We start from the raw sequence: 14,254 nt of genomic DNA, 5'->3' as shown, positions 1-14,254 counted from the left end.
ATTATAATTAGTCTGTTATATAAAAACATTGTACTTGAGAGGGGAATATATTCTATGAAAAATAGAATAATCGCAGCAGCAGTAATCGCAGCTAGTATATTATCTTATTCATCTAGTAGTTTCGCACAAATAAAAACGTTTCCAGATGTCCAAGCAGGGCACTGGGCAGAAGATTCTATTAACTACTTAGCAGAAAAAGGCGCAGTTACAGGTAACGAGAAAGGAATGTTCGAGCCTGGAAAAGAGATCACTCGTGCAGAAGCAGCTACAATGATGGCTAAAATCTTAAACTTACCATTCGATAAAGATGCTAAACCATCTTTCGGTGACTCTCAAAACGGATGGTATACCCCATACATCGCAGCTGTAGAAAAAGCTGGTGTTGTTAAAGGGAAAGGCCCAGGCGTATTTGATCCAACTGGGAAAATTGACCGGGTTTCAATGGCCTCTCTTATTGTAGAAGCTTACAAATTAGATTCTAAAGTAAATGGTACTCCAGCAACTAAATTCAGTGATTTAGAAAAAAGCTGGGGGAAAGCAAAAGCTAACATCCTAGTTGAATTAGGGATTTCTGTTGGTACTGGTGATAAATGGGAGCCTGAAAAAATTCTAACTAAAGCAGAGGCAGCTCAATTTATTAAAAAGGCAGATTCTCTTAAAATAGGTAACCCTTTAGTAGAAAAGGTAGTTATTATTGATCCTGGTCATGGAGGATTTGATCCAGGGAATCCAGGGCAAGGTGTAGAGGAAAGTGAAATTGTATTTGATATATCTTTAAGATTACAGCAATTGTTAGAAAAAAATACACCTTTAAAAGCTTTGTTAACACGTGAAGAGAACGGAAATCCAGGAAGTAACAAGAATGAGTCTCTTGTGAATCGAGTGAAATTTGGTCAAGAGAACAATGCAGATATATTTGTAAGCATTCATGCAAACTCTTCTCAAAATCATGATGGTTATGGAACGGAAACATATTATTATAAAAAATCCAAGCGTGGAGAAGAGACACAGATTGAAAAGGATAGCGAAGTATTAGCGAAAAAAATTCAAAAGCGAGTAGTAGAGGCACTACATACAAGAGATAGAGATATAAAAGATGATCATTCGTTTTATGTAGTAAATAAAAATACAGTACCAGCAGTTTTAACAGAGCTTGCCTTTATTGATAATAATATAGATAATGGCAAATTAGCTACTGAATCAGGAAGACAAATTGCTGCAGAGGCAGTTTATGCTGGGATTTTAGATTATTATGAGTGGAAAGGTTTCGATGTTTCAAAATATCGTTTAGCTAAATAAAAAATATTAATTGTTAAGTCCATCATCTATATAGAGATGATGGACTTTTTATATGAGTTTATATAATTTTGTATCAAAATAAAAAGATATATCGTATTATGCTGATTATAAATAAAATAATGGTAGATTAGTTTATTTGTATCACGTATACTTTTACTGTTGACTAATTAAGAGTTTGTTAGTTTAATAGGGAAAATTTTATTGAAAAGGGAGGCAAGTTAACACGGGACAAGCATATACATAACGTGTTAAAAAAATATGAAAAAAGTTATTTCTAATGTGTTAGCAGTGACAGTCGCACTTCAAGTAGTGATGGCTCCGGCAACTTCATTTGCAGCTGAAAAGGAATTTCCAGACGTTCCGAAAGATCATTGGTCGTATAAAGCAATTACTAATTTAACATCAAAAGAAATTATTGCAGGATATGATAATGGTAAGTTTGGATTCGGGGATGTTGTAAATCGTGAGCAAGTAGCCGCATTAATATATCGTGCATTAAAACTAGAAGCGAAAAGCGAATATAAAAATCCATACTCTGATATTAGCGAAGGAACGACAATGTTCCAAAATGAAATTTTAACTTTAACAGATATGGGGATTTTCGTAGGTGATGGTAAAGGAACATTTAGACCGAAAGAATCTTTAACTCGTGCTGAAATGGCTGTGATTTTACAGAAAGCTTTTAAACTAAAAGTAAAAGCTAATCATACATTTAATGATGTTTCGAAAGATCATTGGGCAAATGATGCGATTAGTGCATTAGAGTCTAACGGCATTGCTGCAGGTAATGGAGCAGGTGCATTTAATCCAACTAGTGTTTTAACACGTGAAGAATATGCACAATTTTTATTTAATGCCATGGCATCATATATCAATCTAGATGTAACGTTACCATCTAATGTAACAGCGCAAGAGATTGAAGATTTTATTGGGGAATTTCATTCTGACAGTCCCCTTATTGGAAATGGACAAGATTTTATTAAAGCACAAAATGAGTATGGTGTGAACGCTTTATATTTAGCAGCACATGCGATCTTAGAATCTGGGTACGGAAAATCAGAAATTGCATATCGTAAACATAATTTATTTGGGCTAAAGGCATTTGATTGGGATCCATTCGCAAATGCAAAATATTTAACGTCTTACGGGCAAAGTATTTCGTACAATGCTGATTATGTAAGAAAGAACTACTTAGAGAAAGGTGCTCCTCATTTCAATGGTTACACATTACCTGATATGAATGAAAAATATGCAACAGATAAAGCATGGGCTGGAAAAATTGCTAATATTATGGAACGTATTAAGCCTTTCAATAACAAAGATTATCAAAATGTAAAACGATTACCGAAAAACCCTAATACATTAAATGTAGATGCATTAGGCGAAACAATTCCATATAAAGATTATGCAAAAGACGCAAAAACTACTGTTCAGTCGGTAGGATCTTACTATCAAGTTCCATTCCCGTTTAACAACCCAATTAAGAGTGTACCAAACGTTACACAAAATGAAGTTGGAAAACTAGAAAATGGTACAAAAGTAAACGTATATCGTGAAGATCCAAATGGCTGGGTAGAATTCTCACTTGAAAATGCTCCAGAAAAATATTGGACATTGAAGAAGAACTTAAAATTATAAAGTGGAAAGGTGTTTTCATATATGAAAACACCTTTTTTATTTATATTCAACACGTAATATTTGTAGATTCATTATGATTTTCTTTTTTATATTTCTACCAATAATTTAACAGTTTCATATATAATTAAAGTTATTAAAGATTGAATTTTCCGTGTTTATCTTTGGGTATTAACTTAATTTGAAAAGAGGAGAGATATGCAAGGAGAAATACCAACAGAGAAAAATTTAGGTTATGTCGGTAAATTGTTATTGCCAGTTAAAGTGTCACCACACTTTAAGTTTTTATGGATTGGGCAATTACTTTCGACTTTAGGTAGTTCGATAACGATGGTTATTCTGCCAGTCGTTGTGTATTCATTAACTGGTTCAACAGTTGTAATGGGAATGACTATGGCAATATACATGCTTCCTAATATTCTTGCGTTACCGTTTGCTGGATTAGTCGTGGATCGAATTGACCGGGTGAAATTGATGTTATTTACAGATATAATTCGCTGTATATTAATGCTCTTATTTGCAACACTTATATTTATGGACATTTTAACAATTCCACTTCTATATGTACTTGTTGCATTATATGGACTTATGGAAGGGATATTTCAGCCGGCATATTCAGCTGTAAGAGCAAAAGTATTTGTACCGGAAATTCGAAATGCAGCTAATGCATTAACGCAAATGAGTAATCAAGGAATACGATTAATTGGCCCAGCACTTGGTGGGTTAATAGTATCAGTTACATCTGCAGGGATAGGCTTCGGACTAGATGCAGCAACGTATTTGTTATCATTTTTATGTTTATTATTTTTAAAAGAAATTAAGTTTAAAAAAGTAAAACCCATTGAAAAGAGTAAGATCGATTACAAACAAGAGTTTATGGAAGGTATTTTAGTTTTAAAAAGTCATCCGTGGTTGTGGATTACCATTCTAGTCTTTTCTTTCGTTAATATTTGTTATGCAGGCGTTATCGTTGTATTAATTCCATGGTTGTTTAATGTTCATCATCATTTTGAAGCTTACGTGTATGGCTTAGGTATGGCTGCTTCTGGTGCTGGAGCTGTAATTGCAGCACTAATTTTTGGTGGGAGGCAGCGGTGGCATAAGAGAGGATTACTTGCGTATGGTGGTGTTTTAATTAGTGGAATGGCGTTATTAATTATGCCTTTCGTTTCTTGGGCACCGGCCTTAATTGGATTAATGGCAATTGAAGGATTCGGTATTATGATATTTGGGCTTATTTGGGAAACAAGTTTACAAGAGCTTGTACCAGAAGAAGCTTTTGGAAGAGTGGCAAGTCTTGATATGTTAGGCTCATTTGCTTTATTACCATTAGGGTATGTGGTGGTAGGCTGGTTAGCTACTGTAATAGGTGGAAAGATAACAATTATAATGCTAGCTATTTTAGTACTCATAACAATTGGAATGGCATTGTCTGTACCAAGTATTCGGCGGTTCGATTGATTATGTAGGCTAAAAGGGGGGATGGTATATGACTATAGAAAACCTACATCATTTAGTAGTACATGAGTTGGGATGTAAATACGTTTTGGGAGAAAAGGTATTTGAAGCAAGGAATTTCACGGTGTATATTGCTACTCCTATAGAAAATAAAATGACATATAATCGACTCATCTTAATTAAGCATTTGTCTAATGAAGAGCCTCCCATACATGTTTGGGACAAAAAAATCTGTGTAGACGCTACAAAAATACATATTGCAAAAGAAGTGACAGAAGCAATTCAAACGGGTTTTGTAAATAAAGAGTAAGCCCTAATCAAATTAGGACTTACTCTTCATTAAACACAAATGTTTGCTTCATTTTTTTACTCTCATGTACTGGATGACCGTTGTAAGAGAAATTCTTTTCTTCCCAAGTAATGACAACTTTAAAATTATGGCTATTAAAGTCTAATGGGAATACCATGTAGTCAAAGCTTGTATGACTTTTTGAAACGTTGTTATTAGATGAAGTAGGATTAAAGGTAGCTTTAGATGTAGGTGTGTTATCAAGTATTTCCACCGATACATTTGCAACATCATTACCAATATTTTTTAAGAGTAAACTATACGTATCATATACACCTTGTTTTGGCTGCACGGCTTGCTTGTTTGAGTTATGAGATTTGTCAATTTCGATATACCACTGTTTAGACTTTGACGCAACTGGTAGTGATTGAAATGTGTATGCACTAGCTTGTATTGGTAGTGCTAAGCAGATTAGTGCAAAGAGAGAAAATATTTTTCGTTTCATCTTTAGAGAGCTCCCATTCTTTAAAGGATTTATTTGTTATTATCTTCTCTTTTTAAGATAATATACCATGTAGTTTAGGGGAGGGTATATTGAAAGAATTAGTAAGTATGGGAAGCAGCATGTTTCTACAACTGTTATTTTTGTATATATTTATTTCTGTTGTTTTATTGGAACTCAATCCATGGTATGCGGTAGTGGTTTATGTGGCTATTGCTATAATCAGTCTTCTGCTAGGAATATACTCGATTGCTTTCTCTATGAAGAGTAGCTTGAATACTATTTTTCTAACACTACCAGGTGGAATTATAATAACATTATTTTCAATATTAATTATTGGATTTACAGTGTTTGCTTACTTTTTACGAGAAGGAGATATTCCGCCTGTAATTCGTTTGTAGTATAAGTGAATCGATAGAGCTCCTATCTTTTCGTTATTAATCTTCCCAAGTATGTCACACGCACATTTAAAAAAACAAGGAAACTGTGTAGAGATTTTTCGGCATAGTTTCCTTATTTTGTTTTTTGATTAATAATAAATGCTTGCTAAAGGATACGAAAAAGCATATCAGGGGGATTAATTTATTAATATAAAGTAGCGTCCAACTTATAAAAGATAGATATAGGTGGAGGGGTACGAGTATTAGTTAAAAGAGATATTAATATGAAAAAATTACCAATAAATATGTTAAAATAACATTGTCATATAACAAGGGGGATTCGTTTGATGGAAAAAGAGCATCTTGCTAAAGTAGATTTAACGAAAAAAATTGAATCAAAATCTAAGTACAATAAGAAACTTGAAAAATATCAAATGCGTTTATTGGCACTACAACAAATATTAAAAGAAGAGAAAATAGCCGTTATGATGGTTATGGAAGGTTGGGATGCGGCAGGTAAAGGCGGAGCAATTAAGCGAGTGACTGAACATCTTGATCCACGCGGATTCCAAGTAAATCCAATTGGAGCGCCTGCTCCTCATGAAAAACGGTATCATTATTTGCAACGTTTTTGGCGGAAACTTCCTCAGTACGGGCAAATTACTATATTCGACCGTTCATGGTACGGCCGTGTATTAGTTGAACGTGTAGAAGGTTTTGCTACAAACGAAGAGTGGACGAGAGCGTATGATGAAATTAATGATTTCGAAAAACTATTAACAGATGATCATTACATAATAGGAAAGTTTTTCTATCATATTAGTAAAGAAGAACAGTTAAAGAGATTTAAAGAAAGAGAGAACAACCCTCTTAAAAGATGGAAAATTACAGATGAAGACTGGCGTAATCGGGAAAAATGGGATGAGTATGTCGAAGCAACGGAAGACATGTTTGAAAATACAAATAAGCCGAATGCAAAATGGCATATTATCGCGAGTAATGATAAATTATACGCCCGTTTGAAAACATTGAAAGTAATTATTTCATTAATTGAGGATTATTTCTTAGAGCATAATATAGAATTACCTTCTTATTATAATGAAATAAAAGAAGGAAAGAAAAAGAAAATTGAATCTGTGCAAGATGCAGGAGTCAAATAGTAAAAAGGTTTGTATAGGAAATATGAAGGGAAGCTGTCTTGTAATTTGGTAAACCCAAATTACAAGACAGCTTTTTAGTTGGAAGTATTTTGCATATTTATATAAAGCGAGTGTACCAATTATTTTAGTTTGTGCTGTAGTAAGTTTGTTGTTTTAGGAAGGGGAAGCTTTAAGAAAGAGTAGTAGGGGAATAGGCTAAATATGAATCGCATTTTAATTATGGAACGTTAGCTGTCAAAAAAATTTATAGAGTTATTTTGGGAACTCCTCGGTAATGGGCGAAACGTAAACCGTGGAGTTCTTTATTTTGTGATTATAGGCATATGTATCACTGTCATTAAGTATTTGCTTTCATTCATTATCCGTCAAGATCAAGTTTTTGAAGTTTAGAAAGGTAAACTGAATAATATTAATAAGTTGTATAATTGTTTTTTACATGTCATGAATGGGCACGTATCAAGTTCAAATAACGGATGCATAATATTATTTTCATAGGATTTTAAATATATTTTTCAAAGGGGTGTTCTTTAAATGTTTATAAAACCTATAAATTTAGCGATTCGATTTTTTCTAGAATTATGTGCTCTTGCATCACTATGTTACTGGGGCTTTCAATTTTGGGAAAGTGTATATGTGAAATTTATTTTTGGCATTGGCTCACCACTACTTTTTGCGACAATATGGGGGATTTTCATTGCACCTAAAGCATCATTAAAGCTGCCAGAACCATATAGGTTTATGTTGGAAATCATATTGTTTGGAGTTACCTCAGTTGCTCTATATGTTGTTGATCAAATAACCTTAGCTATTATTCTTGGGATGGTATTTATAATAAATCGCACTTTAATCATTATTTGGAAACAATAATTTTTTTGCTAAGTTTCTTCACGAAAGGAACTTAGCATTATTTAAGGTGTAGGAGTAACGAAATATGGATAAATTTAAGCGCTTTAAATTTTGGGATTTTGTTGTTTTATAGTACATTAACAAGAGATATTAGTTTCATAGGGAGGGTGAGGAAATGATAGATACAGCAGATGCTTTAATAAGTAAGCGTATGTATACAGAAGAAGAGCAACAAAAATTATATAAACGAACGTTAATAATCGTAAGTATTTCACAAATGTTTGGCGGAGCGGGATTAGCTGCTGGAATTACAGTAGGTGCACTTCTTGCACAGCAAATGCTTGGGACGGATGCGTATGCAGGATTACCGGCTGCTATGTTTACAATGGGATCTGCGGTAGCGGCTTTCTTTGTTGGGAAGTTATCGCAAAAATATGGTCGCCGAATAGGACTTGCAACAGGGTTTATAGTAGGGGGACTAGGGGCTATTGGAGTTGTATTGGCTGCGTTAACAAATAGTATTATTCTTTTACTAGTTTCTTTACTCATATACGGTGCAGGTACAGCGACGAATCTACAAGCTCGTTATGCTGGTACCGATTTAGCAGATAAGAAGCAGCGAGCAACTGCTATTAGTATTACGATGGTTATGACGACTTTTGGTGCGGTGGCTGGTCCGAATTTAGTAGGTGTAATGGGGGATTTTGCCCATTCAATTGGAATTCCTAACCTTGCTGGTCCGTTCATATTATCAGCAGCGGCATTTATACTTGCGGGTCTTGTACTTTTTGTTATGCTTCGTCCAGATCCATTAATTATTGCTAACATAATAGAAACATATAAACAAGAACATACATATAAAGGGCAACCAGTAACAGAAGAAATAATAGAGAATAAGCGTGGTGTTACCGTTGGAGCAATCGTTATGATACTTACTCAAATAGTGATGGTTGCGATTATGACGATGACGCCAGTTCATATGGGACACCAAGGTCATGGTTTAAGTGCAGTAGGTCTCGTGATTGGTTTTCATGTAGGTGCAATGTACCTTCCATCGCTTGTTACAGGAATGTTAATTGATAAAATTGGCCGTACTACGATGAGTATAGCTGGTGGGATGATTTTACTTGCAGCGGGTGTCATAGCTGCGATAGCACCGAGTGATTCTTTATTATTATTAATTGTTGCTCTTTCTTTACTTGGATTAGGATGGAATCTCGGATTGATTTGTGGTACAGCACAAATCGTTGACTCCACAACTCCTTCTACACGTGCTAAAACACAAGGGAAAATAGATGTTTTTATTGCGTTAGCCGGAGCTTCAGGTGGAGCGATGTCAGGAATGGTAGTAGCTAATTCCAGTTATGCGGCATTATCATTAGCGGGAGGGGCTGTAGCCCTACTGCTTATTCCAGTTGTGATATGGTCTCGGATAGGTAAATAAATTTCATGAAATTAAAAAGAGGTTCTAGTTATTCCCTAGAACTTCTTTTTAATGTATTTAACTTAAATCCCATGCCACAATAAGCCCTAAATGCGTAAGCCCACCACCAAATCCGTATAGCAAAAGTGTGTCTCCGTTATTTAATCTTCCTTTTTTTCTAGCTAAATCTAAAGCGAGTGGAATAGAGACGGAAGATGTATTCCCCATATCTTCCACACTCGTTAATGTTTTTTGAATAGATATTTTTGATTTTTCGCAAATAGATTCAATCATTCTTAAGTTAGCACTATGTGGTATGAACCAGTCTATATCATCTATTTGCAAATTTGCAGTATGTAATAGTTCTTTTATGCCGTATGGTACTGTTCGTACAGCCCATTTATATACTTCTCTTCCATTTTGAACAATTTTTTCACTTGTTTGTAGTGGTGTGCCATTCATAGTAGTAGATAAGTTTGTTCTGTATAGATGAATGCCACCGTCACCGTTTGTTCCCATGTGAGCAGCGATAAAGCTTGGTTTGTTTTCATCTCTTTCTAATAAAATAGCTCCAGCGCCATCACCGAACAAAATACAGGACGTTCTATCGGTGTAATCAGTAACTTTAGATAATGTCTCTGTCGCTATGACGAGTACTTTTTGATGTGATCCAGAAGTGATTAAGCTATTACCGACATGCAGTCCGTATGTGAAACCAGCGCAAGTCGCATTTAAATCAAAAGCTAGTGTATGAGGTATGTTGAAGTATTGTTGTATTTGGCAAGCAACACTAGGGAAAACATAGTCAGCAGTAGTTGTAGCGACGATGATACAGTCAATATCCTCTAAGTTTTTCTTATATGTTGTACACAAATTTTCGATTGCTTTAATGGCTAAGTGTGAGGAGTATTCGTCTTCGTTAGCAATTCTTCTTTCTTTCATGCCTGTTCTTTGTACAATCCATTCATCATTCGTATGGACCATCTTTTCTAAATCGTTATTAGACAATACTTGATCTGGAACATAAGTACCAATTGCGGTAATACGAGATTTAGAATTCATAGGAACATCTCCTAACTTATTTTTATAACCTGATACTAATATCAGGTTATAAAAATGTCAATAAAGATTTTCTGTTTAATAAAATTAATATATTTTAATAAAAAGAAAGGGATTTGAGGAGTGATGTCCAAATAATATACGGAAAGCTTCTAAAATTGATACTTTGAAGGGGTCTGAGATTCTTGAAAAGAATCATTTATTTGTTGTCTCTTGTTTTAATTTGTAGCTTTACTTTTTTTATTTTGCCAGAGAAATCTTATGCTTGTGACTGTATTAATGTATCACCAGAAGATGCATTTCAAAAAAATGATGTGGTGTTTGAAGGTAAGGTGTTAGAAGTTCAAGAGAAAGGTGAAGGCGGAATTAAAACATTATTTGAAGTGAAGAAAATTTGGAAAGGGACAAGTTCTTCGCGAATTATTATATATACAAGTGTAAGTAGCTGTGCATTTCGTTTTGCAGAGGGAGGAGAGTACTTAGTCTTTTCTTCTTATAGAGGAGAGGAAAAGTTAGAGACATCTATCTGCAGTGGAACGAAGAGATTAGATGAGGCAGAGATTGAGAAAAATGCTTTAAGTCATATTGCAAAAGAGTCTGTTCCAACGAAGAAAGTGAATTTAAAAGGGGATATGGTGAGCGGCTTAAGTTTGTGGCAAGTAACTATCATTTCTATAGGTGTGTTATTGTTAATTGCTGTTGTTATTTTTATTGTGAAAAGAATTCGCAAAAAATGACGATTAAAGTAAAAATATAAAGATTTTCTTTCTGTTTCTATAGGTGGTTTAATCTTGTGAAAGCGAATTACTTATGCTACACTTTATGTAACTTAAAATGAACGGAGGGGCTTCCTTTGATCTTAATCAGATTACGTCTCAATACTTTGTGCCGATAATTGAATAGCGCTCAAAGGCTCTGTCTGTGTACAGAGTGAACGGGATTGGTCTGCCTATTTTAAAGGAACCCTTTATTAAGCTTATATGTGAAAAAGAGGGAGGGACGAATACGCCCTCTTTTTGTTTTGCCTTTATAAATAGAATGGGATAGTATAGGTGAACACTTGTTGGATACGTATACTATCTTGGGACTTTTTGACCATGTATAGGACGAAAGCACTGCTTTCTTCTATTTCTTTGGTGAACCCTTATCCGTTTACGAAAACACAGGCAGTGACCTGTGTTTTTTATTTTGCGTAATCGAAATGGAGGAATAAATATATGGAAGAATTATTACAAAGAGCAATATTAGTTGGAGTAAATTTAGGTAAGGAAGCTGATTTTGCATATTCGATGGAAGAGTTAGCAAATCTTACGGAAGCTTGTGATGTGGAAGTAATCGGTCAAGTGACGCAAAATTTACAACGAGTAAATCCGTCGCATTATATTGGAAAAGGGAAGATTGAAGAAGTAGCAGCGTATGTGAAAGAAGCAGATGCAAATATGGTCATCTTTAATGACGAATTATCTCCTTCACAAATTCGAAATTTAGAAGAGGATTTAGATTGTAAAGTAATTGATCGTACCATTTTAATTTTAGATATCTTTGCGCAACGTGCGAAAACGAAAGAAGCGCAGTTGCAAGTAGAAGTGGCCCATCTTCAGTACATGATGCCTCGTTTAATCGGTCTTCGTGAATCTTTAGGAAGACAAAGCGGGGGAGTTGGCACGAAAAATAAAGGTGTCGGTGAGAAGAAGTTGGAATTAGATCGTCGTAAAATTGAAGAACAAATTGCGGCTCTAAATAAAGAATTAGAAGCACTTGTTGCACAGCGCCAAACGCAGCGTAAACAACGTAAGAAAAATGAAATTCCAGTTGTGTCGTTAGTAGGATATACGAATGCAGGTAAATCAACGATAATGAATACAATGCTTGAAATTTTTAATGGTACTGTAGAGAAACAAGTATTTGAAAAAGATATGTTATTTGCGACGTTAGAGACATCTGTACGAAATATTGATTTGCCGGATAATAAATCATTTTTATTAACGGATACTGTTGGATTTGTAAGTAAGTTACCGCATCATCTTGTGAAAGCATTCCGTTCAACGCTAGAGGAAGTGGCGGAAGCAGATTTACTTATTCACGTTGTAGATTACTCAAATCCCAATTATGAGCAATTAATTGATATTACAAATGAAACGTTAAAGAAAATTGGCGTGGAAAATATCCCGACGATTTATGCATACAACAAATCAGATTTGGTAGATGTTGAAATTCCGAAAGTGCAAGAAGATCGCGTTTATCTATCTGCGAAGAAACATGTTGGAATTGAAGAGCTTGTAGAAGTAGTTCGTTCACACATTTATAAAGAGTATACGAAGTGTGAAATGTTAATTCCGTATGATCAAGGACAGGTAGTTTCGTATTTCAACAATCATGCACACGTTTTATCTACGAGTTATGAAAACGAAGGTACGAAAATGGCACTAGAATGTAAGACGAGTGATTATGAGAAATATAAGCGTTTTTCTATTTAATAAAAAAAGGCGATCCTAATATGTTTTAGGATCGTCTTTTTCTTCATAGTTGCAAGCCTTCCTTTCGTCCTGCCTTAGTATAAAAGAAAATACAAAGAGTTCATATGAATAAATCCGACAAAGCACATAGAAAAAATATATTTTTTTAGAAGTTGAATTTCTGGAAAAAGAAATGAAACCAGTATAGAATAGAAATGTTTCAAAACTCAGAATTTATTCTGATTAAAGTCTAAATTTATTACAGCCCTTTCCGAACGAGAAAGCCCATCGCCTTTAGGCATGGGATGAAAGTGAGGTTGGATACGGAGTGCCACTGAAAATCGCAAGGTTCGTGGTACTTTAAGTATCCAAAGTATAGGTAGTTTCTTCGAGTCTTTTTGTTGTAATTTTTCGAAAGTAAATGATACATTGTAACTAGAATCAACGATGATAGAAGTACGTTTCAAAGTGTTTGAGAGGAAAATCTCCTCACCTCATGTAGTTGTAAAGTTTATGAACACGTTCTTATTTTGTTTCTATTGCTAGAAATGTATCAAATGAACGATGTTGAAAATCAAAAAACAAGGGGATGAAACGTATGTCACAGACCCTAACAGTGAAAGTGAAATTGATTCCAACAAAAGAGCAAATCCGTTTATTAGAACAAAGTAGTCACGAATATATCAAAGTTATAAATACACTTGTATCAGAAATGGTTAAAGCAAAGAAAAGTACGAAAAAAAGCACAAAAGATATCGAAGCAAATATTCCAAGTGCGGTGAAGAATCAAGCAATCAAAGACGCGAAAAGTTTGTTTGCTACAAAAGTAAAGAAAAGCAATTATAAAATCATTCCGATTTTAAAGAGGCCTGTTTGTATATGGAACAATCAAAATTATTCGTTTGACGCCACTCATATTTCAATTCCGTTTAAGGTAAATGGAAAGTCGACTCGTGTAAAAATCCGTGCTTTATTAAGCGATAAAAACAATCGCAATCTGAATCTATTAAAACATAAATTAGGCATACTTCGCATCACAAAGAAATCGAATAAGTGGATAGCCCAAATATCTGTCACACTTCCTACAAATAAAAGGACAGGAACGAAAATTTTAGGAGTAGACTTAGGTCTCAAGGTCCCCGCAGTAGCAATCACAGAGGATGATAAGATTCGTTTTTTTGGAAATGGTAGGCAAAACAAATGTAAGAAGCGTAAGTTTCGGTGTATTCGTAAGAAATTAGGAAAAGCCAAAAAAGTGAATGCGATTCGGCGATTGGATGATAAAGAACAAAGATGGATGCAAGATAAAGATCATAAAATAAGTCGTGAAATCATTAATTTTGCGATTGCAAATCATATTTCTGTCATTCGATTAGAACAATTAACGAATATAAGGCAGACGGCAAGAACAAGCCGTAAAAACGAAAAAAACCTACACACTTGGTCATTCTATCGTTTGTCAAAATTTATTGAATATAAAGCGATATTAGCTGATATTCAGGTTGAATATGTGAATCCAGCTTATACAAGTCAAAGCTGTCCGAAATGCGCTGAAAAGAACAGGGCACAAGACAGAAAGTACAAGTGTCAATGTGGGTTTGAGACACACCGTGATATCGTTGGGGCGATGAATATTCGCTACGCAACTGTGATTGATGGTAACAGTCAATCAGCCTAAGCACCTATATGGTCTGGTTTAGGAGGGGCAATGAGATGCCCTCATCTTGAAGGCTGTTCAAAACAGAAA

13 protein-coding genes are annotated in these 14,254 nt (G+C 34.7%); 11 read left to right on the top strand and 2 right to left on the bottom strand.

Annotation, left to right across the window (positions count from 1 at the left end; all coding sequences use genetic code 11):
* Positions 1-54 precede the first annotated feature (54 nt).
* The 4 genes from SB773_RS00830 (at position 55) to SB773_RS00815 (ending at position 4,702) form a co-directional block, all read left to right on the top strand.
* Complete coding sequence (locus SB773_RS00830) at positions 55-1,299, top strand: N-acetylmuramoyl-L-alanine amidase (RefSeq protein WP_002012211.1); 1,245 nt, start codon at positions 55-57, stop codon at positions 1,297-1,299.
* A gap of 258 nt (positions 1,300-1,557) precedes the next feature.
* A complete protein-coding gene (locus SB773_RS00825; RefSeq protein ID WP_078203068.1) occupies positions 1,558-2,937 on the top strand; it encodes an S-layer homology domain-containing protein in 1,380 nt (459 codons plus the stop codon).
* A 195-nt stretch (positions 2,938-3,132) separates the two neighbouring features.
* Positions 3,133-4,395, top strand: a complete 1,263-nt coding sequence (locus SB773_RS00820; RefSeq protein WP_002193108.1) for an MFS transporter — start codon at positions 3,133-3,135, stop codon at positions 4,393-4,395.
* A 28-nt stretch (positions 4,396-4,423) separates the two neighbouring features.
* Complete coding sequence (locus SB773_RS00815) at positions 4,424-4,702, top strand: hypothetical protein (RefSeq protein ID WP_144512445.1); 279 nt, start codon at positions 4,424-4,426, stop codon at positions 4,700-4,702.
* A 19-nt stretch (positions 4,703-4,721) separates the two neighbouring features.
* Here the strand turns inward: SB773_RS00815 and SB773_RS00810 are convergent, their stop codons facing one another.
* Entirely contained in the window at positions 4,722-5,186 is a 465-nt protein-coding gene (locus tag SB773_RS00810; RefSeq protein ID WP_016126764.1) for a hypothetical protein, read from the bottom strand.
* A gap of 89 nt (positions 5,187-5,275) precedes the next feature.
* Here SB773_RS00810 and SB773_RS00805 point away from each other — a divergent pair, with 89 nt between their 5' ends.
* From SB773_RS00805 to SB773_RS00790, 4 genes are all read left to right on the top strand, one after another.
* On the top strand, positions 5,276-5,584 hold the full coding sequence (locus SB773_RS00805; RefSeq protein ID WP_016126765.1) for a hypothetical protein: 309 nt from the start codon (positions 5,276-5,278) through the stop codon (positions 5,582-5,584).
* A 326-nt stretch (positions 5,585-5,910) separates the two neighbouring features.
* Entirely contained in the window at positions 5,911-6,723 is an 813-nt protein-coding gene (locus SB773_RS00800) for a polyphosphate kinase 2 family protein (RefSeq protein WP_410588158.1), read from the top strand.
* Positions 6,724-7,254: 531 nt separating this feature from the next.
* Positions 7,255-7,590 (top strand): YrdB family protein, encoded by a 336-nt coding sequence (locus SB773_RS00795; RefSeq protein WP_002064764.1) that lies wholly within the window; start codon positions 7,255-7,257, stop codon positions 7,588-7,590.
* Positions 7,591-7,744: 154 nt separating this feature from the next.
* Positions 7,745-9,013, top strand: a complete 1,269-nt coding sequence (locus tag SB773_RS00790) for an MFS transporter (protein WP_410588156.1) — start codon at positions 7,745-7,747, stop codon at positions 9,011-9,013.
* 57 nt (positions 9,014-9,070) lie between these two features.
* On the opposite strand, the gene SB773_RS00785 is transcribed toward SB773_RS00790, so the two are convergent.
* Positions 9,071-10,054, bottom strand: a complete 984-nt coding sequence (locus SB773_RS00785) for a ketoacyl-ACP synthase III (RefSeq protein WP_002126759.1) — start codon at positions 10,052-10,054, stop codon at positions 9,071-9,073.
* A gap of 182 nt (positions 10,055-10,236) precedes the next feature.
* On the opposite strand from SB773_RS00785, the gene SB773_RS00780 reads away from it, so the two are divergent.
* The 3 genes from SB773_RS00780 (at position 10,237) to SB773_RS00770 (ending at position 14,185) form a co-directional block, all read left to right on the top strand.
* Positions 10,237-10,788 (top strand): cobalt transporter CbiN, encoded by a 552-nt coding sequence (locus SB773_RS00780; protein ID WP_002168668.1) that lies wholly within the window; start codon positions 10,237-10,239, stop codon positions 10,786-10,788.
* Positions 10,789-11,268: 480 nt separating this feature from the next.
* Positions 11,269-12,528: a GTPase HflX gene (hflX, locus tag SB773_RS00775; RefSeq protein WP_002012171.1), complete on the top strand. Its 1,260-nt coding sequence runs from the start codon at positions 11,269-11,271 to the stop codon at positions 12,526-12,528.
* Between the two features lie 577 nt (positions 12,529-13,105).
* Positions 13,106-14,185 (top strand): RNA-guided endonuclease TnpB family protein, encoded by a 1,080-nt coding sequence (locus tag SB773_RS00770; protein ID WP_002186163.1) that lies wholly within the window; start codon positions 13,106-13,108, stop codon positions 14,183-14,185.
* The last annotated feature ends 69 nt before the right edge of the window (positions 14,186-14,254 follow it).

Origin of the sequence: Bacillus sp. SIMBA_074, assembly GCF_046534555.1 — a bacterium.
Classification (GTDB): Bacteria; Bacillota; Bacilli; order Bacillales; family Bacillaceae_G; genus Bacillus_A; species Bacillus_A mycoides.
The sequence above is the reverse complement of the archived record's forward strand: the minus strand, read 5'-3'. Positions and strand labels throughout refer to the sequence as shown.